At 73.6% G+C, this 22,093-nt stretch carries 16 protein-coding genes and 1 riboswitch; of the genes, 3 read left to right on the top strand and 13 right to left on the bottom strand.

The features are described 5' to 3' along the window. From EDD26_RS00005 to EDD26_RS00015, 3 genes are all read right to left on the bottom strand, one after another. Positions 1-918, bottom strand: a 918-nt coding sequence (locus EDD26_RS00005) for an ABC transporter permease (RefSeq protein ID WP_245989670.1), incomplete at its 3' end; no start/stop codon positions are given. Beyond that, a complete protein-coding gene (locus tag EDD26_RS00010) occupies positions 915-2,456 on the bottom strand; it encodes an ABC transporter permease (RefSeq protein WP_123695841.1) in 1,542 nt (513 codons plus the stop codon). The genes EDD26_RS00010 and EDD26_RS00005, both read right to left, overlap by 4 nt. Positions 2,457-2,603: 147 nt before the next feature. Next, complete coding sequence (locus EDD26_RS00015; protein ID WP_245989672.1) at positions 2,604-4,418, bottom strand: ABC transporter family substrate-binding protein; 1,815 nt, start codon at positions 4,416-4,418, stop codon at positions 2,604-2,606. A 161-nt stretch (positions 4,419-4,579) separates the two neighbouring features. Between EDD26_RS00015 and EDD26_RS00020 the strand changes: the two genes are divergently transcribed. Then, on the top strand, positions 4,580-5,389 hold the full coding sequence (locus EDD26_RS00020) for a CPBP family intramembrane glutamic endopeptidase (RefSeq protein ID WP_123695842.1): 810 nt from the start codon (positions 4,580-4,582) through the stop codon (positions 5,387-5,389). Positions 5,390-5,392: 3 nt separating this feature from the next. Here the strand turns inward: EDD26_RS00020 and EDD26_RS00025 are convergent, their stop codons facing one another. The 10 genes from EDD26_RS00025 to EDD26_RS00070 all read right to left on the bottom strand — a co-directional run bounded on the left by EDD26_RS00025 (position 5,393) and on the right by EDD26_RS00070 (position 17,832). Then, the gene (locus tag EDD26_RS00025; RefSeq protein WP_123695843.1) at positions 5,393-7,195 is read right to left on the bottom strand and encodes an ABC transporter substrate-binding protein; all 1,803 of its coding nucleotides are present in this window, start codon (positions 7,193-7,195) and stop codon (positions 5,393-5,395) included. Beyond that, the gene (gcvP, locus tag EDD26_RS00030) at positions 7,195-10,053 is read right to left on the bottom strand and encodes an aminomethyl-transferring glycine dehydrogenase (RefSeq protein ID WP_123695844.1); all 2,859 of its coding nucleotides are present in this window, start codon (positions 10,051-10,053) and stop codon (positions 7,195-7,197) included. Before gcvP ends, EDD26_RS00025 begins: the two co-directional genes overlap by 1 nt. Beyond that, entirely contained in the window at positions 10,053-10,412 is a 360-nt protein-coding gene (gene gcvH / locus EDD26_RS00035) for a glycine cleavage system protein GcvH (protein WP_123695845.1), read from the bottom strand. Before gcvH ends, gcvP begins: the two co-directional genes overlap by 1 nt. Further along, the gene (gene gcvT / locus EDD26_RS00040) at positions 10,409-11,554 is read right to left on the bottom strand and encodes a glycine cleavage system aminomethyltransferase GcvT (protein ID WP_123695846.1); all 1,146 of its coding nucleotides are present in this window, start codon (positions 11,552-11,554) and stop codon (positions 10,409-10,411) included. The genes gcvH and gcvT overlap by 4 nt, the downstream gene beginning before the upstream one ends. A gap of 65 nt (positions 11,555-11,619) precedes the next feature. Further along, positions 11,620-11,706: riboswitch (glycine riboswitch) on the bottom strand. A 32-nt stretch (positions 11,707-11,738) separates the two neighbouring features. Continuing rightward, positions 11,739-12,119, bottom strand: a complete 381-nt coding sequence (mnhG, locus tag EDD26_RS00045) for a monovalent cation/H(+) antiporter subunit G (protein WP_123695847.1) — start codon at positions 12,117-12,119, stop codon at positions 11,739-11,741. Next, positions 12,116-12,415 (bottom strand): MrpF/PhaF family protein, encoded by a 300-nt coding sequence (locus EDD26_RS00050; RefSeq protein WP_123695848.1) that lies wholly within the window; start codon positions 12,413-12,415, stop codon positions 12,116-12,118. Before EDD26_RS00050 ends, mnhG begins: the two co-directional genes overlap by 4 nt. Further along, positions 12,415-13,005 carry a Na+/H+ antiporter subunit E gene (locus EDD26_RS00055; protein ID WP_123695849.1) on the bottom strand — a complete coding sequence of 197 codons (591 nt, stop codon included), beginning with the start codon at positions 13,003-13,005 and terminating at the stop codon, positions 12,415-12,417. Before EDD26_RS00055 ends, EDD26_RS00050 begins: the two co-directional genes overlap by 1 nt. Then, complete coding sequence (locus tag EDD26_RS00060; RefSeq protein ID WP_123695850.1) at positions 13,002-14,510, bottom strand: Na+/H+ antiporter subunit D; 1,509 nt, start codon at positions 14,508-14,510, stop codon at positions 13,002-13,004. The genes EDD26_RS00055 and EDD26_RS00060 overlap by 4 nt, the downstream gene beginning before the upstream one ends. After that, a complete protein-coding gene (locus tag EDD26_RS00065) occupies positions 14,510-14,992 on the bottom strand; it encodes a Na(+)/H(+) antiporter subunit C (protein WP_123695851.1) in 483 nt (160 codons plus the stop codon). Before EDD26_RS00065 ends, EDD26_RS00060 begins: the two co-directional genes overlap by 1 nt. Further along, positions 14,989-17,832 (bottom strand): Na+/H+ antiporter subunit A, encoded by a 2,844-nt coding sequence (locus EDD26_RS00070; protein ID WP_123695852.1) that lies wholly within the window; start codon positions 17,830-17,832, stop codon positions 14,989-14,991. The genes EDD26_RS00065 and EDD26_RS00070 overlap by 4 nt, the downstream gene beginning before the upstream one ends. Positions 17,833-17,932: 100 nt before the next feature. Between EDD26_RS00070 and EDD26_RS00075 the strand changes: the two genes are divergently transcribed. Together EDD26_RS00075 and EDD26_RS00080 are read left to right on the top strand one after the other, a co-directional pair. After that, entirely contained in the window at positions 17,933-19,087 is a 1,155-nt protein-coding gene (locus tag EDD26_RS00075) for an exonuclease SbcCD subunit D (RefSeq protein WP_123698346.1), read from the top strand. Further along, positions 19,084-22,086, top strand: a complete 3,003-nt coding sequence (locus EDD26_RS00080) for an AAA family ATPase (RefSeq protein WP_123695853.1) — start codon at positions 19,084-19,086, stop codon at positions 22,084-22,086. The genes EDD26_RS00075 and EDD26_RS00080 overlap by 4 nt, the downstream gene beginning before the upstream one ends. Positions 22,087-22,093 lie beyond the last annotated feature (7 nt).

The raw sequence follows: 22,093 nt of genomic DNA on the forward strand, positions 1-22,093 counted from the left end.
GTCGCGCAGGCCGTCGCCGATGAAGTTGATCATCAGCGCGGGCAGCACGATGAACGCCGCCGGGAACCAGAACAGCCAGGGCCGGGTGGCGAAGGCGGACTGGTTCTGCGAGACCAGCAGGCCGAGCGACGACTCGGGTGCGCGGATGCCGTAGCCGAGGAAGCTCAGCGCCGTCTCGAGCAGGATCGCCGCCGCCGCGATGAGCGATGCCGCCACGATCACGACGCCGATGGCGTTCGGCAGGATGTGCTTGAAGATGATGCGCATGTCGGACGCGCCCGCGACGCGGGCAGCCTCGACGAACTCGCGCTCGCGCAGCGACAGGAACTCGGCGCGCACGAGTCGGGCGATGCCCATCCAGGTGACGAGCCCGAGCGTGATCGCGAGCCACTGCACGCCGAGGCCACCGGTCATGCGGCCGATGACCGCGCCGACGACGATCGCCGGGATGACGATGAAGACGTCGGTGATGCGCATGAGGATCGCGTCGACCCAGCCGCGGTAGTAGCCGGCGAGCGCGCCGACGACCGTGCCGAGGACGGTCGCGACGCCGGCGAGCAGGATGATCACGAGGAACGAGTTCTGCACGCCGCGCATCGTCATGGCGAAGTAGTCGACGCCGATGCGGTTCTGGCCGAAGGGGTGCTCGCCGAGCCCGAAGCCGGGACCGGGGATGAGCGACAGCGTCGGCCGACCGCCCTCGAAGGGCGCGCTGGGCGTCACGTAGTCGTACTTCCACCAGCCGGGGATCGGGCCGAGCCCGATCGCCGAGACGGAGAAGACGAAGATGAACAGGAGCAGGACGAGCGAGACCATGGCCGTCTTGTTGCGCACGAAGCGCTTGAGGATGACGCTGCTCTGGCTCTCGCCGACCGTGTGGTCGGTGGTCTTGCCGTTGTCGGGTGCCACGGTCGTCACTTCACCCTCACTCTCGGGTCGAGGAGCGCGTAGCTCAGGTCTGCGATGAAGTTGAACAGGATCGCCGTGATGCCGATCACGAGGAAGTACCCCATGATCGGGTTGAGGTCGACCCGGGCGAGCGAGACGGCGAACAGCGAGCCCATGCCGCTGATCGCGAAGACGCGCTCGGTGATGATCGCGCCGCCGAGCAGCGCGCCGATGTCGGCCGCGACGATCGTCGTGATCGGGATGAGCATGTTGCGGAACGCGTGCCGGGTGATGACGGTGCGCTCCGACAGGCCCTTCGCCCGCGCCGTGCGGATGTAGTCCTGGTTGAGCACCTCGAGGAGGCCCGCGCGCGCGTAGCGCGTGTAGCCGGCGAACGAGATGAGCGTGAGCGAGATCGTCGGCAGCAGGAAGTGCATGATCTGGTCGATGCCCATGAACCACATGTCGCCCTGCAGGCCCACCGTCGCCTCGCCGACCGTCGCGACCGGGCGCTCGTTGATGCGCGGGTGCGCGACGTAGCCGGGCCACGCCTGCAGGAAGCGGTCCGCGACCACGAGCAGGAACGACACGAAGCCGACGAGCATCGCGACGCGGACCACGAGGCTCCGGTCAGGACCGCCGATGAGGAAGCCGACGACGAAGCAGATGGCGAGCACCGCGAGCGCGATGATGATGACCGTCCAGATCGTCGAGATCGCGAAGAGCGGCTGCAGCAGGAAGTACGAGGCGTAGGCGAGCACGCCCGCGACGCCCGCACCGAGCAGCACCCGCCGGTTCTCGAAGCCCGACAGCAGCGCGACGACGCCGAAGACGACGCCGGCGATGAGCAGCAGCAGGCCGACCGCGCCGAGGCCAGGGGTCTGGAACCAGTTCACCGCGTCCATGTAGACGAGCACGGCGACCGTCGCGGCCGCCGAGACGCCGAACGTGATGAGGCGGTTGCGCATCGAGCCGGCGACGATGGCCTGGAGGATGAACCCGAGCACGAGCGCGACGATGATCGTCGGCACGATGCCGAAGCTCGAGTCGCCGCTCGAGAACCAGTTGTTGAAGTCGATCGCGATGAACTCCTTCAGCAGCACCGCGACGAGGAACGACGGCAGCGAGTAGAGGAAGAAGCTCACGAACGTCATCACGAGGTCGAACGCCGAGTACTGGCGGAGGGCCGACACGATGCCGGTGATCACGCCGAGCAGGATCGCGAGGATCGTGGACGCCGCCACGAGCCTCACCGTCGAGGTCACGGCGCCCGGCAGCAGCTGGGTCACGGGCGTGAAGTTGAGGTCGACGCCCAGGTCGCATGTGCCGAAGGGCACGAGGCAGCCGGCGGCACCGGCGAGCCAGCCGAACCAGCGCAGCGGCGGCGGGACGTCGAGCGAGAGCCGCTCGATGCGCTGGCCGATGAGCTGCTGCGCGTTCGGGGCGTTGGACGCCTGGAGGTCCTCGAGCGGATTGCCCGAGTTCGCGGCGAGCACGTACATGAGGAACGAGGCCACGAGAAGAGTGAGGATGGAGGCGATGATGCGCCTCACGACGAAGCTGAGCACGGCTCGGACTGCTCCGATCATTCCGGGAACCGCGCGGCTTGTGGCTGCGCGATCGAGGGTCGGACATGGGATGGCCGTGATTGCCGGGACCGAGGTCCCGGCAATCACGGCCGGGGTCTAACTCACAGGGAGCTGGTGACCGTCAGACTAGCTGACGGGCGTCCACTCCCACGTGTTCCAGATGGAGCCGGTCTGGCCGCCGTTGTAGACGACGCCCTCGACCGTGCCGTTGGTCGCCACCAGGCCGGGGACCTGGAAGAGCGGCAGGCCGTAGAAGTCCTCACGGCTGAGACGGTCGATCTCGATCTGGATCTCGGTGAGGCGCTCCTCGTCGCCGATGATCGTCTGCGACTCGTCGGCCAGGGCGTCCACCTCGGCGTTGGAGTAGCCGTTGTAGTTGCCGCCGCCACCGGTCTGCCAGATCTGCGGCAGGCTGGCGTAGCCCACACCGGGCGAGATCCAGCCGAAGATGGTCGCGTCGTAGGTGCCGCTGCCGAGCAGGCTCGACCAGTCGGGCGAGCCCGCGTCCTCGATCACGAAGCCGGCCTCGGACGCGCTCGCCTGAATGAGCTGGAACGCGTCGACGCGGTTCGGGTTGTTCGTGTTGTAGAGGATGCTGACCGTCGGCGTGGCGCCGGCGAGCAGCTCACGAGCGCCCTCGATGTCGGGCTCTGCGAAGTCGCTGTAGCCGTTGGCGGCGACCGCGTCCTCGTACTGCGGCTGGTTCGCGACGAACTGCTGCGAGTTGAGCACCTCGGCGTCGGGCTGGATCGGCGTCACGATCGACTCGAGGATGGCCTGGCGCGGGATCGTCATGAGGAAGGCCTCACGCACGGCCGGGTCCGAGAAGACCTCGGAGTCCATCGTCAGGTCGAGGTGGTCGTAGGACAGCTGCGGGCCCTCGATGAGGGTGCCGCCGAAGGCCTCGATCGCCGCGACGGTGTCTGCAGACGGCTGCGGCTCGATGACATCGACCTCGCCGTTCTGGAGGGCCGTGATCTGGGCGTTCGGGTCACCGATGAAGCGGATGATCAGCTCGTCGAAGGAAGGAGCCATCTCGCCGCGCCACTCGGGGTTGCGCTCGAAGGAGATGAAGCCACCGTCGTCGGCCTGGAAGTCCTTGACGACCCACATGCCGGCCGAGACCAGCAGGCTCTCGTCCTCGGGCATCGACGTGATGTTGTAGCCCGTGTTCCAGAGGTCGGCCATCGCGCGGAGCTGCTCGTTCTCGGCGGCGGGCGCTGCCGGGTCACCGGCGGGCGTCTCCTCGAGGAAGGTCGCGAGCTCGGCGACGTCCGCGAAGCCGGCCTTCTCGGCGAAGACGTGCGCGGGCTTGCCGATGAGGTTGACGAGGTTCCAGTCGACGTAGGGCTCGCCGTACGTCAGCGTGAGCGTGCCGGCCTCCTCGTCGATCTCGGGGAACTCGGTCGTGTCCAGGCCTGCGGTCGAGCCGGCGAGCTGGAAGTACTGGTTGCCACCGGTGACCTCACCCGTCTCCTCGTCGAGCGTGGCGTCGTCGTAGTAGCCCGAGCCGATCGCCCATGCGAGCAGCATGTCGGTGGTCGTCATCGGCGTGCCGTCCGACCAGACAGCCTCGGGGTCGAGGGTGTACTGCACGACCAGCGGGCTCTCCGAGACGAGCTCGATCGTGCCGTTGGTCTCGTCGGGGACGACGTTGAACTCGCTGTCGACGTACAGGAACGAGCCGGGGCCCGTCGCGTTGCCGGTCAGGTAGTCCACCATGCCGTTGGTGTTGAGGTTGGTGTCGGGGGTGGCCGACGTCAGCGCGGTCGCGGCGTTGGTCTGCGCGACGCTGATCGTGCCACCGGCACCCGGTGCGGCGGAGCCCGACTCCGAGGGAGCGGGGGTGGTCGTGGTGCAGCCCGCGAGCGCGACCATCGCGGCAGTGCCGATGGCCAGCCCGGCGAGCGCGCGACCGCGACGCCTGTTCTTGTCTGTCACTGTTCCTCCTGTGCAAGGTGAGCGGGCGGCCACAAGAGCCGCCTTGCTCGTTGGATAGTGGCAGTGTATGCACGGGTTTTCAGGCGGGCGCGCACGGCAACACGATCGTTACCAAGTTGGTGCCAATCCGTTCCACGGCCCGTACGACGTAGCGTTGGGGCGTGCACCCGCCCCTCGCCGACCCGGTCCCGGCCGCCGCTCCCCCGCTCTCGCAGCGCCGCCTGGCGGTCGAGCTCGTCATCGTGCTGCTGCTGTCGCTCGGCGCGAGCGCGCTGTGGTCGGTGCTGCAGTTCGTCGACCTGAGCACCAGGGCGGCGCCGATCGGCGAGCAGCAGGTCGCGCTCAACCCTGCCAGGTCGGATCGCGCCTGGCTCGACCTCAGCTACCAGCTCACCGGCATCGCGCTCGACCTCGTGCCGGTCGCGCTCGTCTGCTGGCTGCTGTGGCGCAGCCGGCGGCCGCACCTGGGCGCCCTCGGCATCGACGCCGCGCGGCCCGTGCGCGACGCGCTCTCCGGCGCGCTCCTCGTGCTCGTGATCGGCGTGCCCGGCATCGCCCTCTACGTCGTCGGCCGCCAGCTGGGGCTGACGGTGAGCGTGGTGCCGTCGCCGCTCGACGCCGAGTGGTTCACGGTGCCGGTGCTGCTGCTCTCGGCGCTGCGCGCGGGCCTCACCGAGGAGGTCATCGTGATCGGCTACGCCTTTGAGCGCCTCCGGCGGCTGGGGTGGGGCGACGGCCGCTGGGGCATGTGGCCGATCATCCTCGCCGCGGCGGCGCTGCGCGGCGTCTACCACCTCTACCAGGGCGTGCCCGCGCTGTTCGGCAACCTCGCGATGGGCGTGCTGTTCGGCTGGCTCTACGCGCGCACCGGCAGGCTCGTGCCGCTCGTCGTCGCGCACACGCTCATCGACGTCGCCGTCTTCGTCGGCTACCCGTGGGCGTTCGCGACCTTCCCGCAGCTGTTCGGCTAGCGCTCAGGGCTGCTCGACGCCCCACTCCCAGGCGTTCCAGGTGAGGGATGCCGCACCGGGCCGCGGGGCGATGCCCTGCACGCCAGGGGCGCTGATCGTCAGCTGCGCGGGCTCGACGAGCGGCAGCACGACCGCCGCGTCGACGAGCGACGCCTCGACCTCGAGCAGCGTCTGCTCGAGCGCGTCCTGGTCGGCGGTCACGAGCGCCTCGTCGAGCAGCGCCTCGCGCGCCGGGTCGGTGCTCGCGGCGAGCCCGCCGTCCCGCCAGCGCTCGACGACGGCTGCCGCATCGGCGGGCGCGGGCGCGAGGCGCAGCACCGCGTGCCAGTCGTCCTGGGCGAGGCCCGCGGCGAGGTCGTCGACGCCGCAGTCGCGCACGGCCCAGCCCGCCGTCGCGGCCTGCGCGGCGATCGCCGGCAGCGCGGCGGCGGCGAACGCGTCCGCCCGGTCGTAGCGCACGCACAGCTCGGTACCGGCGGGCACGCCCACCGCGTCGCGCTCGGCGACCGCGCGCTCCTCGTCGGCGCCGCCGAACGCCTGCGGGAAGCCGGCGTCCTCGAGCGCGTAGTCGTAGATGCGGGTGCCGGGGCGGAACAGCACCGAGTCCACGCCGGTCGCCTCGGCGGCCGCCTCCCCGAGCGCGGCCTCGGCGACGGCGCGGCGGTCGATCGCGTGCAGGAACGAGCGGCGGGCGTCGGCCGGCTGGAGCGGGGTGCGGTCGGCGCGCAGCACGAGCTCCCAGCGGGTGCCGTCGCCCGCGGTCAGGAGCGTCGCGTCCTCGCGGTCGAGGTCGCGGATGGCGTCGCGGTCGGCGTCCGTCGGCCGGATCGTGGCGACGTCGAGCTCGCCGGCGGTGAGGCCGGCGAGCGCCGCCGCCTCGTCGGCCGTCGCGGCGAGCGCGATGCGCTCGACCTGCGGCAGCTGCGCGCCGACGTACTCGCCGTTCGCGACGAGCTCGACGCGCCCGTCGCGCACCGACTCGAGGCGGTACGGGCCGCTCGAGATCCCCGCGGCACCCGGCGCCCCGTCCGGCAGCGTCGCGGCGTCGACGGTCAGCTCGCTGCTCCAGGCCGCGGCGAGGGTGGACAGCACGAGCGGGTCGGCGCGGTCGATCGCGTCGAGCACGCGCTGCTTGGCCTCCATCGGGTCGGTCACGCCGAACACGCGCTCGCCGAGCACGTGCGCCGGCACCGCGACGTCGAGCGCGGTGCGCCAGTCGGGCACCGGCTGCGAGAAGCGCACGTCGATCGACCGCGCCCAGTCGTCGCGCACCGGCACCTCGGTCGCGTGCACGAGCCCGCCCGGCTCGGCGACGTCGAACCACACGGCCGCCTCCGGCAGCTCGATCGCGCCGTCAGCGCCCCGCAGCGCCTCGGGGTCGAGGTCGGGAGTCGACAGCGCGTTCGACGCGGCGAGCCACGCGAGCATGAGGTCGGCCGCGTCGATCGGCGCGCCGTCCGACCAGCGGATGCCCTCGGCGAGGTCGTAGCGCACGGTGAACGGGCTGTCGGCGACAGCGGTCGCGGTGCCGAAGGACGGATCCTCGCGCACCTCGCCGTCGGCGTCGACCGTCGCGAACGCCGCCCGCGTCATGGCCGCGACGTCGAGGTTGCCGGGGGTGCGGCCGAGCGTCGACGCCGCGTTCGTCGACGTGAGCTCACCCGACCAGGCGACCTCGACGCTCGAGTCCGCCTGCACCCGCGGCTCGACCTGCGGCCCGCACGCGGTGAGCGCGATCGCCACGACCGTCGCGGCGGCGAGCGCGGCGGAGGCGCGGCGGATCGCGCCGCGTGCGGGCGTCGGCATCAGGCGAAGGCCTCCACCGGCGGGCAGCTGCAGACGATGTTGCGATCGCCGTACGCCTGATCGATGCGCGCGACCGGCGGCCAGTACTTGGCGTGCTCGACGCCCGCGACCGGGAACACGGCGTGCTCGCGCGAGTAGGGGCGATCCCACTCGCCGTGCACGATCGAGCCCGCGGTGTGGGGCGCGCGGCGCAGGGCGCTCTCGGCGAGCGGCACCTCGCCGCGGCCGACCGCGTCGGCCTCCGCCTTGATCGCGATCATCGCGTCGATGAAGCGGTCGATCTCGGCGAGGTCCTCCGACTCGGTCGGCTCGACCATGAGCGTGCCCGCCACCGGGAACGACATCGTCGGCGCGTGGAAGCCGTAGTCGACGAGGCGCTTCGCGACGTCGTCGTTCGAGACGCCGGTCGCCTCCTTGAGCGGGCGGAGGTCGAGGATCGCCTCGTGCGCGACGAGCCCGTGCTCCCCCGTGTAGAGCACCGGGAAGTGCTCGCGCAGCCGCGCGGCGACGTAGTTGGCCGCGAGCACGGCGCTCGCCGTCGCCTTCGTGAGCCCGTCGAGCCCCATCATGCGCACGTACGCCCACGAGATCGGCAGGATCGACGCGGAGCCCCACGGCGCCGCCGAGATCGGGTTCTCGCCGACGAGCAGGCCGTCGACCGGCGCCGCCGCCTCGCGCGGGTCGCGCGGCAGGAACGGCGCGAGGTGCTCCTTCGCCGCGACCGGGCCGACGCCCGGGCCGCCGCCGCCGTGCGGGATGCAGAACGTCTTGTGCAGGTTGAGGTGCGAGACGTCGCCGCCCATGTCGCCGAACGTCGCGTGCCCGAGCAGCGCGTTGAGGTTGGCGCCGTCGATGTAGACCTGCCCGCCCGCCTCGTGGACGAGGTCGGTGATGCGCCGGATCTCCGACTCGTAGACGCCGTGCGTCGACGGGTAGGTGATCATGAGCGCGGCGAGGTCACCCGCGTGCGTGCCGATCTTCGCCTCGAGGTCGGCCACGTCGACGTCGCCGTTGCCGCGCGTCGCGACCACCACGACCCGGCAGCCGGCGAGCACGGCCGAGGCCGCGTTCGTGCCGTGCGCCGAGGCGGGGATGAGTACGACGTCGCGGTGGTCGTCGCCGCGCGAGCGGTGGTAGCCGCGGATCGCCAGCAGGCCGGCCAGCTCGCCCTGCGCGCCGGCGTTCGGCTGCAGCGAGACGGTGTCGTAGCCGGTGATCGACGCGAGCCAGTCGGCCAGCTCGTCGATGAGCGCGAGCGAGCCCTCGGCATCCTCGATCGGCCCGTACGGGTGCAGCTGCGAGAACTCGGGCCAGGTGATGGCCTCCATCTCCGCTGCGGCGTTGAGCTTCATCGTGCACGACCCGAGCGGGATCATGCCGCGGTCGAGCGCGTAGTCCCGGTCGGAGAGCCGCTTCGCGTAGCGCATGAGCTGCGTCTCCGAGCGGTGGGTGCGGAACACCTCGTGGTCCATGAAGGGGGTCTCGCGCACGAGCGACGCGGGGATCGCGCGAGCGATCGCGGCGTCGCCGACCTCGGTCGCGGGCGCCTCGGAGATCTCGAGCGCCTCGGTGAGCAGCCGGAACGCGTCGAGGTCGTCGATCCAGGTCTCGTCGAAGCTGACGTGGAGCGTGTCGTCGTCGATGCGGTGCACGAGGATGCCCGCGTCGCCCGCGGTCGTCTGCAGCTGCGCCGCCCGGCCGGCCACGCGGATCCGCACGGTGTCGAAGAAGGCGTCGTGCACGACCTCGACGCCCGCCCCGCGCGCGGCCTCGGCGAAGCGCGTCGCGACGCCGTGGACGCCCTCGGCGATCGCCCGGATGCCGTCGGCACCGTGGTAGACGCCGTACATCGACGCCATCACGGCGAGCAGCACCTGCGCGGTGCAGATGTTGCTCGTCGCCTTCTCGCGGCGGATGTGCTGCTCGCGCGTCTGCAGCGTGAGCCGGTAGGCGGGGTAGCCGTCGGCGTCGACCGAGACGCCGACGAGGCGCCCGGGCAGCTGCCGGGTGAGCGAGTCGGCGACGGCCATGAAGCCCGCGTGCGGGCCGCCGAAGCCCATCGGCACGCCGAAGCGCTGCGACGAGCCGACCGCGATGCGGGCGCCCTGGTGGCCCGGCGCCTCGATGAGCGCGAGCGAGAGCAGGTCGGCGGCGGCGACGGGCACACCGCCCATGCGCGTCGAGGCGGCGAAGATGCCGCTCGCGTCCCAGACGTGCCCGGAGGCGCCGGGCAGCTGCGCGATGACGCCGAACGAGTCGGGCAGGTCGGCGGGGTCCGTCTCGGCGAGCGCCAGCTCGACGAGCTCGATGCCGGTCGCGTGCGCGCGGTGGCGCAGCAGCGCCTTCGACTGCGGCAGCAGGTCGGCGTCGACGACGAGCACCGACGACGACGACTTCGAGGCGCGGCGCGCGAGCAGCATCGCCTCGACGACCGCCGTGCCCTCGTCGAGCATCGACGCGTTCGCGATGTCGAGGCCCGCGAGGTCGGCGACCATCGTCTGGAAGTTGAGGAGCGCCTCGAGGCGGCCCTGGCTGATCTCCGGCTGGTACGGCGTGTAGGCCGTGTACCAGGACGGGTTCTCGAGGATGAGGCGCTTGATCGGCGGCGGCGTGATCGTGCCGTGGTAGCCGAGGCCGATGGCGCTGCGGCGCACGCGGTTGCGGCTCGCGATCGTGCGGAGCTCCGCGAGCGCCGCCGTCTCGGAGGCGGCCTCGCCGATGCCGGTGCCCTCGGAGCGGATGCCGGCGGGCACGGCCGCGTCCATGAGGGAGGCGAGCGAGTCGAAGCCGACGACCTCGAGCATCCGCTGCTGGTCGGCCGCATCGGTGCCGATGTGGCGCTCGACGAACGGCCGCATCAGTCGGTGAGCTCGCGGTAGGCAGCCTCGTCGAGCAGCGCGGGCTGCTCGCTGAAGCGCACCTTGACGAGCCAGCCGTCGCCCTCGGCGGCGGAGTTGACGAGCGTCGGGTCGCCCGCGACCTCGTCGTTGACCTCGACGACCTCGCCCGCGGCGGGCGCGATGAGCTCGCCGACCGACTTCGTCGACTCGATCTCGCCGATCGCCTCGCCGCTCGCGAAGCTGCGGCCGACGCCGGGGAGGTCCACGAAGACCACGTCGCCGAGCGCCGCCTGCGCGAACTCGGTGATGCCGATCGTCGCGACGTCGCCGTCGGTGCGGACCCACTCGTGGTCCGGGGTGTACTGGGTCTCGCTCATGCTCGGGCCTCTCGGGTGTAGAACGGCAGGTCGGTGGCGGCGGCGGGGAGCCGGGTGCCGCGCACGTCGACGGACAGGGAGTCGGAGGTCGCCGAGCCGGGCTCGACGAGGGCCATCGCGATGGGGTGGCCGAGGGTCGGCGACAGCGCGCCGCTCGTGACGGTGCCGACGACGCGGTCGCCGTCGAGCACCGGGTAGCCCGCGCGCGGGGCGCGGCGGCCTTCTGCGGTCAGCCCGACGAGCACCGGCGCGTCCTCGGCCGGGCCCGCCTCGACGGCGCTGCGGCCGACGAAGTCGCCCTTCGTCTTCAGCGCCACGACGCGGCCGAGCCCGACCTGCGCCGGCAGCGTGTCGAGCGAGAGCTCGTGGCCGTAGAGCGGCATGCCGGCCTCGAGCCGGAGGGTGTCGCGCGCGGCGAGCCCGCAGAGCGCGAGCCCGTGCGCCTCCCCCGCGAGCACGAGCGCCCGCCAGAGGTCCTCGGCCGCGTGCGCGGCGATGTACAGCTCGAAGCCGTCCTCACCGGTGTAGCCGGTGCGGGCGAGCAGCGCGTCCTCGCCCTCGAAGACCGCCGGCAGGCTGCGGTAGTAGCGCAGCTGCTCGATCGGCTCGGACTCGAGCCCGATCGCGCCGACGATGGCGGCGGCCGCGGGGCCCTGCACGGCGACGAGCGCCGTGTCGTCGGTCTCGTCGGCGATCGTCGCGTCGAAGCCGGCGACGCGCGCGGCGAGCGCGTCGAGCACGGCGGTGCGGTTCGACGCGTTGGCGACGACGAGGAACTCGCTCGCGCCGGTGCCTGTCCCAGCCGTGCGGTAGACGATCACGTCGTCGACGATGCCGCCCTGCTCGGCGAGCAGCAGCGAGTACTTCGCCTGCCACAGCTCGATCGCCGACAGCCGGCCGGCGAGCGCGTGGTCGAGGAACGCCGCGGACTCTGCGCCCCGCACGCGGATCTCGGCCATGTGGCTGAGGTCGAACAGCCCGGCGCGCTCGCGCACCGCCTGGTGCTCGGCGAGGTCGGAGCCGTAGCGCACGGGCATCGCCCAGCCGGCGAAGTCGATGAGCTGCGCCCCGGCAGCCTCGTGCACGGCGAGCAGCGGGGTGCGCCCCGCCGTCTCGGATGGGGGTGTGCCGGTCGCGGTCATGAGTCCTCCTGCGTGGTCTGGACTCCCCCTCTGTCGCGGACCGTCGACGGTCTGCTCCAGAGTGGCCTTCCCGCGCGGTTCGAGGACCTGAGAGTTTGGCGGGGAGGCTTGCTCCTTCGGTGCCCCGTGAGGGGCTCTCCCGCGCGGGCGTGCAGCGGCCGGCTGTGCGTGTCTGCTCGCGATCCTATCGGGTCTGCTCGTCGCCGTCAGCCGGTTCGTCCCCGTCGGCCGGCTGGTCGCGATCGCGGTCGTCGACCACGAGGTCGGCGCGGTACTGGCCGGTGCGGTGCGCCGCCTTCGCCATCATCTGCGTCGCGACCGGCGCGGTGACGAGCTGGAGGCCGGCGGCGAGCACGAGCATCGCCGTGGCCGCGCCGTCGCGCAGCACGAGCGCGAGCCCGACGCACAGCAGCAGGAAGCCGAGCGTCTGCGGCTTCGACGCCGCGTGCATCCGGTTGAGCACGTCCGGCAGCCGCAGCAGGCCGATCGCGGCCGTGAGGCTCAGCGCCGCCCCGAGCAGGATCAGCACGGCGCCCACGACGTCGAGCACGCCCTCGACCGTCATGCGCCGCGCCCCCGGCGCCGGGGCCCGGAGCCCACGACGCCCTGCCTGCCGGCGATGAAGCGCGCCATCGAGACCGTCGCCGCGAAGGCCAGCAGCGAGAGCACGAGGATGACGGGGATCGTATAGCTGTGGTGGTTGATCGCCGCCTCGACCGCGAGCGAGCCCGCGACGATCGCGATGAGCACGTCGGTCGCGACGACGCGGTCGCTCGGCGCCGGGCCGCGGACGATGCGCACGAGCGTGAGCGCGGCGGCGGCCGCGAGCATGACGCCCGCGGCGATGAGCACGAGCTGCATCAGCGCTCCTCCTCCGTGTCTGGGGCGGGCCGTGGCGCTGGGGCCTGCTCGGTCCCCGGGGCGGGCAGGCGCAGCAGCGCGCGGTCCTCGGCGGTGCCGAACGCCCGCAGCACGGTCGCCTCGGTCGAGCGCACCTTGGCGCGGGCGTGCTCGATCGCGGCGGGCGTCGAGGCGTCGAACACGTGCAGGAGGACCCATCCCGCGTCGGCGTCGACCGCGACGGAGCCCGGCACGAGCGAGGCGAGCTCCGCCGTGATCACGGTGATGAAGGGCGACTGGCTCCGCAGCGGCACGCGGATGATGGCGTTGCGCGTCGGCCGCCAGAACGCCAGCACCTTCGCCGCGACCTGGAAGCTCGAGACGACCAGGCCGCCGAGCGTGACGAGCACGAGCCGCGCGAACCCGATCGGCCGGAACGACTCCAGCTCCGGCACGTCGGGCAGCGGGAACACGATCTGGATGAGGAGCGCCACGAGCACGCCGAAGACGGCGGCGCCGAGCGTCAGCTCGCCCCACAGCATCATCCAGACGATGGCGAGGCCGACGGTCGCGACGATCGAGGCGCGGTAGCGGAGGGCGGGGCGCTTCACGGCTGCGCCTCCTCGACCGCGGCCTGGTACGCGCCGGCGCGGATGTCGGCCGCCGCGCGCTCCGCGTAGGCGGTCAGCGGTCCGGCGAGCACCGTGAGGGCGACCGTGACGGCCACGAGCGCCGAGGCGGCCAGGATCCAGATGCGCGGCAGCACCCGGACCGACAGCACGCGCTCGTTGTCGGGCGCCTGGTCCTGCCAGAACGCCCGCTGCCACACGCGGATGACGGCGATGAGCGTGAGCAGGCTCGTCGCGACGCCCGCGACGACGGCGATCATGGCGAGCGGCGACCCGATCTCGAGTGCGCCGTCGATGAGCGCGACCTTGCCGAGGAAGCCGGAGAACGGTGGGATGCCGCCGAGGTTGAGCGCCGGTACGAGGTAGAGCACCGCGAGCAGCGGCACGGACGCGAGCCCGCCCAGGCGCGCGAGGCTCGTCGAGCCGCCGACCCGCTCGATGAGCCCGACGACGATGAAGAGCGCCGTCTGCACGAGGATGTGGTGGACGATGTAGAAGATCGCGCCGGAGAGGCCCGCGGCCGTGCCGAGCGCGACGCCGAGCAGCATGTAGCCGATGTGGCTCACGAGCGTGAACGAGAGCAGTCGCTTGATCTCGCCCTGGGCGAGCGCGCCGAGGATGCCGAGCAGCATCGTGAGGATCGCCGCGACGAGCAGCAGGTCGCTGAGCGGGCTCTCGGGGAACAGGAGCGTCTGCACCCGGATGATCGCGAAGACGCCGACCTTCGTGAGGAGGCCGGCGAAGACCGCCGTGACGCTCGCGGGCGCCGTCGGGTAGGAGTCGGGCAGCCAGGCCTGCAGCGGGAAGACCGCCGCCTTGATGCCGAACACCACGAGCAGCAGCAGCTGGATCACGAGCTGGAGCCCCGGGTCGAGCGCTGCGAGCCGCTCGGGCAGCTGCGCGAAGCTCACGGTGCCGGTCGCGCCGTAGACGATCGAGATGGTGAGCAGGAAGAGGGTGGAGGAGACGACGCTCACGACCACGTAGGTCGACCCCGCGCGCACCCGCTCCTTCGTCGCGCCCAGCATGATGAGCACGTACGAGGCGAACAGGAGCGTCTCGAAGCCGACGAAGAGGTTGAAGAGGTCGCCGGCGAGGAAGGCGTTGGAGACACCGGCCGTCAGCACCAGGAACGTCGGGTGGAAGACCGAGACCGGCGCGCCGTCGGCGCCGTCGGCGATGTCGCGGCGCGAGGGGAAGATGACGACGAGCGCGGTGACGACGCTCGACACGAGCACCATGAGCGCGGACAGCCGGTCGGCGACGAGCACGATGCCGGTGCCGTCGGGCCACGCGCCGACCCACAGCACGATGGGGCCGAGCGCGTCGGCCGCGAGGCACAGCACGAGCGCGAGCACCGCGTTGATGGCGAGCGTCGACGCGGAGACGACGCGCTGCCATGCCGGGTAGCGCGCGAGCGCGAGCGTGATGCCGGCCGCGAGCAGCGGGAGCAGGACCGGGACGGGGACGAGGTTCGCGAGGTCCATCAGCGCTCCGGCTCGGCAGCGTCGTTGCCGGCCGGGACGACGTCGTCGCGGACGAGCCTGCCGCCCGACTCCGTGTCGGTCGCGGTGCTGGAGTCGGGCTCGACGTAGGCCTCGCTCGAGAGGTCGGCCTGCGCGCGGCGGCGGACGATGGTGTCCTCGACGTCGTCGGCGACCTCGTCGTGGCCCTGGAGCTGGAACGAGCGGTACGACATCGCGAGCAGCAGCGCGCCGGTCGCGAGCGAGATCACGATCGCGGTGAGCACGAGCGCCTGCGGCAGCGGATCGGCGATCTGCGCCTCCGGCTCCCCCACGATCGGCGCGAGGCCAGCGGGGCCCGACGCGACGAGGAAGAGCAGGTTGATGCCGTTGCCCGCGAGCATCACGCCGGCGAGGATGCGCATGAGGCTGCGCTCGAGCAGCAAGTAGACGCCCGCGGCGATGAGCACGCCGCCGGCGACCGCGAGCACGAGCGAGGGCGTCATGCCTGCACCTCGCGACCCGGGAGCGACCGGTCCGAGCCGTACTCGGGCCGGGGTGCGACGTCCTGCTCGCCGTGGAGGTCGATGCCCGCACCGAGCGAGCGGACGAAGTCGAGCATCGCGCCGATGATGATGAGCCAGACTCCTACGTCGAAGAACAGGGTCGTGACGAGCTTGACCTCGCCGATGAGCGGCAGCACGGCCTCGAGGGCGTAGGACTGCCCGATGCGGCCGCCGATGAGCACCGGCCAGACGACGCTCAGGACCGCGAGCGCCATGCCGGCGCCGAGCAGCTTGCCGGCGTCGAACGGCACCGCCTCGAGCAGCTCGTCGCGCCCGCCCGCGAGGTAGCGCACGGCGAGCGCGACGCCCGCGACGAGCCCGCCGATGAAGCCGCCGCCGGGCAGGTTGTGGCCCACCGCGAGGAAGTAGACGGAGGCGACCATCATCACGGGGAAGAGGAGGCGCGTCATCATCTCGAGGACGGGCGACGCGAGCTCCGCGTCGGCGAACGCCCCGCGGAGCCAGGTGCGCCTGCCGGGCCCGCCGGGCGTGGGGCGGAGCACGCCGCTGCCCGCGACCGGGCGGCGGACGAAGATGAGGCTCGCGACGCCCGTGGCCGCGGCGAGCACGACGGAGACCTCGCCGAGGGTGTCCCAGACGCGGATGTCGACGAGCGTGACGTTGACGATGTTCTCGCCGAAGCCGAACGTGTAGGCGTACTCGTAGAACGCCTCCGAGATCGGCTGGGCCGTGCGCGACTGCAGCGCGACGATCGACGCCGCCGCCGCGATCGTGCCCACCATCGCTCCGAGGAGCGCGCGCAGCCACCGCGCCGCGCGCAGCGGCCGGTTCGTGAAGTACTTCGGCAGGCGGCGCAGCACGAGCACGAGGATGACGAGGAAGACGGTCTCGGCGAGCACCTGCGTGAGCGCGAGGTCGGGGGCGCCGTGCAGCAGGAAGAGCAGCGCGACGCCGTAGCCGACGACCGAGACGAGCATGAACGCCTTGAGGCGCCCGCGCGTCGTGGTCGCGAGCACGGCGGCGACGATGATGATGCCCGCGGCGCCGATCTGGCCGACCGAGTCGTAGAGCCGGATGTCGTCGCCGAGGCCGACCTGCAGGAGGAGCGCCGAGCCCGGGAGGGCGACGACGGCGAGCATGATCGTGGCGACGTGGAGCGGCAGCGAACCCGTCTGGATGCGGCTCGTGACCTCGACCGCCAGGCGGTCGAGGCCCCGCATGCTCGCGTGGTAGCCGCGCTCGAACGGGTCGGCGCCGTGCGGCGGGCGGCGACGGCGGCCGAGCGCGAGGAACGCGGCGGTGCCCGCGAGCCACGCGAGCATCGAGGCGATGAGCGGGATGGTGACGCCGTGCCAGAGCGCGAGGTGCGGCGCGTCCTCACCGGCGGGGACGAGCTCGACGTGCGGGTGGAGCAGGTCGGAGATCGGGTCGCCGGCGAAGCCGAGCACGATGCCGGCGAGCGCGAGCACGACGGGTGCGACGACGAGCCACGGCGAGCGCCGCTTCGGCTCGGTGACGAGGTCGCCGAAGAACGTGCCGACCACGAACCGCAGCGAGTACGCGACGGTGAGCGCCGCGCCGACCGCGATGCCGACGAAGGCGACCCAGCCGAGCGCGGCGAGCTCGCCGGTGTCGGCGATCGCCGCGTCGAGCGCCGCCTCCTTGCCGAGGAAGCCGATCGCGGGCGGGATGCCGGCCATCGAGGCGGCCGCGACGACCGCGGCGCCGGCGGCGAGCGGCATCCGCCGGGCGAGCCCGCCGAGCTCGCGCAGGTCGCGCGTGCCGGTCGCGCGGTCGACGGCGCCGACCACCATGAACAGGGCCGCCTTGAAGACGGCGTGCGCGGCGAGCAGCGTGAGCCCCGCCTGCATCGCGGCGTGCGTGCCGATGCCGAGCACCGTGACGAGCAGGCCGAGCTGGCTCACCGTGCCGTGCGCGAGCAGCACCTTGATGTCGAGCTGCCGCATCGCGCGCACGGCGCCGAGCAGCATCGTGACGATGCCGAGGCTCACGAGGCCCCAGCGCCACCACGGCAGTTCGACGAACGCCGGCTCGAGCGCGGCGATGAGGAAGATGCCCGCCTTCACCATCGCTGCGGCGTGCAGGAACGCCGAGACGGGCGTCGGCGCCGCCATCGCGCCGGGCAGCCAGTACTGGAACGGCACGATCGCCGACTTGGACAGCGCCCCGACGACCATGAGCGCCGCGCCCCACGCCGCCGTGGTCGTGCGCGGCGGGTCGGCGAGCGTCGCGGCGAGCGAGAACGTGCCCGTCTGCGACTCGAGCAGCATGATGCCGGTCAGCATCGCGAGCCCGCCGACGGTCGTGACGATGAGCGCCGTCTGCGCCGCGCGGCGGTTGCTCGCCGAGCGGTGGTTGAGGCCGACGAGCAGGTACGAGAAGACGGTCGTGAGCTCCCACCCGACCGTGAGCACGATGAGGTCGTCCGAGAGCACGAGCAGCAGCATCGACGCGGCGAAGCCGGTGAGGAGCCCCACCGTGCGCGGCGCGAGCTTGCGCGAGTCGAAGTACCACGCGCAGTAGACGAAGATCAGGCCGCCGACCGCGAGCACGACCATCGCGAGCAGCCACTGCAGCGCGCCGAGCCGGAGGTCGACCGCGATGCCGAGCGCCGGCATCCACTCGATGCGCTCCTGGAGCACGGCGCCGGCCGAGACCGCAGGGCCCTGGATGCCGAACCAGGCCGCGGCCGCGAGGCTCGCCGCTGCCGGCAGCAGGAAGACGAACCGGCCCATGCGACTGCTCAGGGCGCTCCCGACGACGCCGAGGACGGCGAGGATCGTCACAGTGAGCAGCACGTGGTGCAGTCCCTACTCGAGCGCGGGCAAGGGGCTCCTGCCAGCCTACCGGCGCGCGCCGCGCCCTGCCGACGTCGGCGCCCGGCCCTACCGTGGTGGCATGCGGCTGCTCCACACCTCCGACTGGCACGTCGGGCGCACGTTCCACGGTGCGGACACCGTCGACGCGCTCCGCTCCGTGCTCGAGGAGCTCGCCGCGATCGTTCGCCGAGAGCGCATCGACGTCGTGCTCGTCGCGGGCGACGTCTACGACTCGGCGATGCCCGCCGGCCGGCACGTCGAGGCGCTCACGCGGGCGCTGCAGTCGATCCGCGACGCGGGCGCGCAGGTCGTGCTGTCGAGCGGCAACCACGACTCCCCCGCCCGCCTGGGCGCGAACGCCGGCTTCGCGCGCGCCGGCGGGCTCCACCTCAGCACCACCGCGCTCGACCCCGACTCGTGGCGCATCGAGCTCGACGACGAGCACGGGCCCGTGCAGGTCTTCGCCGTGCCGTACCTCGAGCCGGTCGTGCTGCGCGCCGCGCTGCCCGAGTCGGGCATCCGCACGCAGGCCGATGCGATGCGCTGGGCGATGGACGCGATCCGCGCCGATCTCGCCGCCCGGCCGGCCCGCGCCGTCGTGCTCGCGCACTGCTTCGCGGCGGGCGTCGCGGCCGACGACGACGACGCACCCCGCGAGATCCGCGCCGGCGGCCTCGACGTCGTGCCGATCGCGACGTTCGACGGCGTCGACTACGCGGCGCTCGGCCACATCCACTCGCGGCAGGCGCTCGCCGAGGCGGTGCGGTACTCGGGTGCGCCGCTGCACTACTCCTTCCGCGAGCGCTCGCCCGAGCGCGGCGGGTGGCTCGTCGAGCTCGGCGCGGACGGCCTCGACGGCGTCTCGTGGATCAGCCTGCCGGTGCCGCGGCCGCTCACGCAGGTGCGCGGCGAGCTCGACGCGCTGCTCGCCGACCCCGCGCACGACGGCACCGAGGACCACTGGGTGCGCGCCGTGCTCACCGACGCCGCCATGCCGCTCGACGCGATGCGACGGCTGCAGCAGCGCTGGCCGCACTGCGCGCAGGTCGAGTGGGCGGGCGCCGTCGGCGGTGCGGATGCCGCCGGCGTGCGGGAGCGCCTGCAGCGGCGCAGCGACGCCGAGGTGGTCGAGGGGTTCCTCGAGCACGTGCGCGGCGAGGGCCCGAGCGATGCGGAGCGCGCGCTCGTCGCCGACGGCCTCGCGCGCGTCGCGGCAGCCGAGGCGGCCAGGTGAGGATCCTGCGGCTCGCCCTCGAGGCGTTCGGGCCGTTCCGCGACCGGTTCGAGGTCGACTTCTCGTCGTTCGAGGGCGACGGCGTCTACCTCATCGCCGGTCCGACGGGCGCGGGCAAGTCGACCGTGCTCGACGCCATCAGCTTCGCGCTCTACGGGTCGGCGCCGCGCTACGACGAGCGCGCGCACCTGCGCAGCGACCTCGCGGGGCCCGGGTCGCCGACCGTCGTCGAGCTCGACGTGCAGCTCGGCGACCGGGTGCTGCGGGTGCTGCGCTCGCCGGAGTACGAGCGGCCGAAGGCGCGCGGCACCGGCACGACGCGCGAGCCGGCGCGCGCGACGCTCTTCGAGCGGACGGCGGACGGCTGGGAGGCGATCGCCACCACGACGAAGGAGGTCGGCCATGAGGTCGGCCGGCTCGTCGGCCTCACGAAGCAGGAGTTCCTGCAGGTGATCCTGCTCGCGCAGGGCGGCTTCGCCGAGTTCCTGCGCGCGACGAGCGACGAGCGGAAGGCGCTGCTGCTGCGGCTGTTCGGCACCGGTGACCTCGGCGGGCTCCGCGACCTGCTCGAGGCCGACCGCAAGGCGCTGGCTGCCGAGCGCGAGGCGCGAGAGGCCGTGCTCGCCGATCGCGGCCGCCGGGTGCGCGAGGCGGTCGCGGCGCTCGCAGCGGATGACCGTGCGGACGGCCATGCGGACGACGACGCGGTCGAGAGCGCCGACGCCGGCGCCGTGACCGTCGAGGAGCTCGACGCGCTCGAGGCCGCGCTCGCCGAGGCGAGCGAGCGGGCGGCCGCCGTTGCCGCCCGGGCGAGCGATGCGGAGCGGCAGGCGCGCCACGCGCGCGACGCGGCGCGCGAGCGGCTCGCGCTCCTGCGCCGGCGCGACGCCGCTCGCGATGCGCTCGCGGCCCTCGCGCTCGTCGGCGACGAGGTGGACGCGGCGCGCGCGCGGCTCGACGAGGCGGAGCGCGCGGCGGAGGCCCGCGGCGCGCTCGACCGCTGGGCGAGGGCTGACGGCGGGGTCACCGCGGCCGACGCCGCGCTCGAGCTCGCGGCCGCGGAGCTGCCCGACGACGTCGAGGCGGCACGCGACGCGGTCGTCGTGGCGCACGACGCGGCCGGCGACGACGCCGCGGTCGCCCAGGCCGCGGCGGAGCTCGAGCGCGCCATGCCCGGGCTCGCGATCGCGACCGCCCGCGCGGCGGCGGCCGCCGAGGCCGCGAGCGAGGCGCTCGGCGCCGCCCGCGCGGAGCGCGAGCGGCACCCGGCAGAGCGCGACCGGCTGGTCGGCGCTCGCGAGGCGGCGAGCACGGCCGCCGCCGGGGCCGACGCGGCCGAGGCCGCGGTGGCCACCGCCCAGGACCGGCTCGCCGCGGCCCGCGACGTGGCGTCGCTCGCCCTCGAGGTCGGCGCGGCTCGCGCGCGGGCGACGACGGCGCTCGAGCTCGCGCGCACCGAGACCGCGCACGCCGCCGCGCTGCAGGAGGCGCGCATCGCCGGCATCGCGGGCGAGCTCGCGGCCGGGCTGGCCGACGACGAGCCGTGCCCGGTGTGCGGCTCGACGACGCATCCGGCGCCCGCCGAGCCCTCTCCCGACGCCACGACGGCTGAGGCCGTCGCGGCCGCGTGGGAGCGGGCCGAGGCGGCGGTCGCCGCCGCGCGCGAGGCCGATGCGGCGCTCGCGGAGGTCGACGCGCGCCGCGCCGCCCGCGCGGCGGTCGCGGGCGACGACGACGAGCAGGCGCTCGCCGCCGCCCTCGACGACGCCCGCGCAGAGCGCGAGCGTCGCCGCAGCGCTGCGGTCGAGCGCGCCCGGCTGCAGCGCGAGCTCGAGGCGCACGACGCCGCGACGGCGGCGCTCGACGAGCGCATCGTCGCGCTCGAGGCGGATGCCGCGCAGGCGCGCGAGCGCGCCGCGGCGGTCGCGGCGCGCGAGGCCGATGCGCGGGAGCGGCTCGACGAGGCGCTCGGCGGCGAGGACGCCGCGACGCTCGTGGCCAGCTCGACCGCGCGGCGCGACGCGCTGCAGCGCTGGCTCGACGCGGAGGCCGGCCGCAGGGCCGCGCTCACGGAGCACGCCGAGGCGGCGGCGGCCGGTGCCGCCGCGCTCGACGCGCATGGCTTCGCGACCCGGGAGGCGGCCGTCGAGGCGCGCCTGGACGCCAGCGAGCGCACGGCGATGCGCGCGCGCATCCGCGACCACGACGCGCAGGAGGCGAGCGCCCGCGGCGTGCTCGCGCAGCCGGAGCTCGCCGACCTCGGCGACGAGGTGCCGGAGCTCGAGCCGCTCGAGGCGGTGCTCGCCGAGGCGACCGCTGCGCAGCGCGCGGCGGCGCGCGCCGACGCGGAGGCCGATCAGCGCCGCAGGCTCGCCCTCGCCGATGCGGCGGCGGCGCGCAGCGCGCTCGCCGCGCTCGGCGAGGGCGCAGCGCACGCGATGGCGCTCCGGGCGCTCGCGGGTGCGCTGCGGGGCGAGAACCCCCGCAGGCAGGACATCGAGACCTACGTGCTCGCGACCCGCCTCGCCGCGATCGTCGACGCCGCGAACCTGCGGCTCGCCGGCATGACGGGCGGGCGCTTCTCGCTGCTGCACGACGAGTCGACCGCCTACCGCGGCAGGGCGAGCGGGCTCGGGCTGCTCGCGCTCGACGCCCACACCGGCAAGGCGCGCACGACCGAGTCGCTCTCGGGCGGTGAGACGTTCCTCGCCTCGCTCGCCCTCGCGCTCGGCCTCGCCGACGTCGTGCAGGCCGAGGCGGGCGGCGTCTCGCTCGAGACGCTGTTCGTCGACGAGGGCTTCGGCTCGCTCGACGCCGACACGCTCGAGCAGGCGATGGCCGTGCTCGACGACCTGCGCGCGGGCGGGAGAAGCGTCGGCGTCATCAGCCACGTCCAGCAGATGCAAGAGCGCATCCCCGCGCGCATCCGGGTCGTGCCGGCGCCGGGCGGTGGCAGCCGCATCGTGGTCGCCCAGGAGGCCCTCCCGGCCGCTGGGTAGGCTCCGG

Origin of the sequence: Agrococcus jenensis (assembly GCF_003752465.1) — a bacterium.
Taxonomy (GTDB): Bacteria; Actinomycetota; Actinomycetes; order Actinomycetales; family Microbacteriaceae; genus Agrococcus; species Agrococcus jenensis.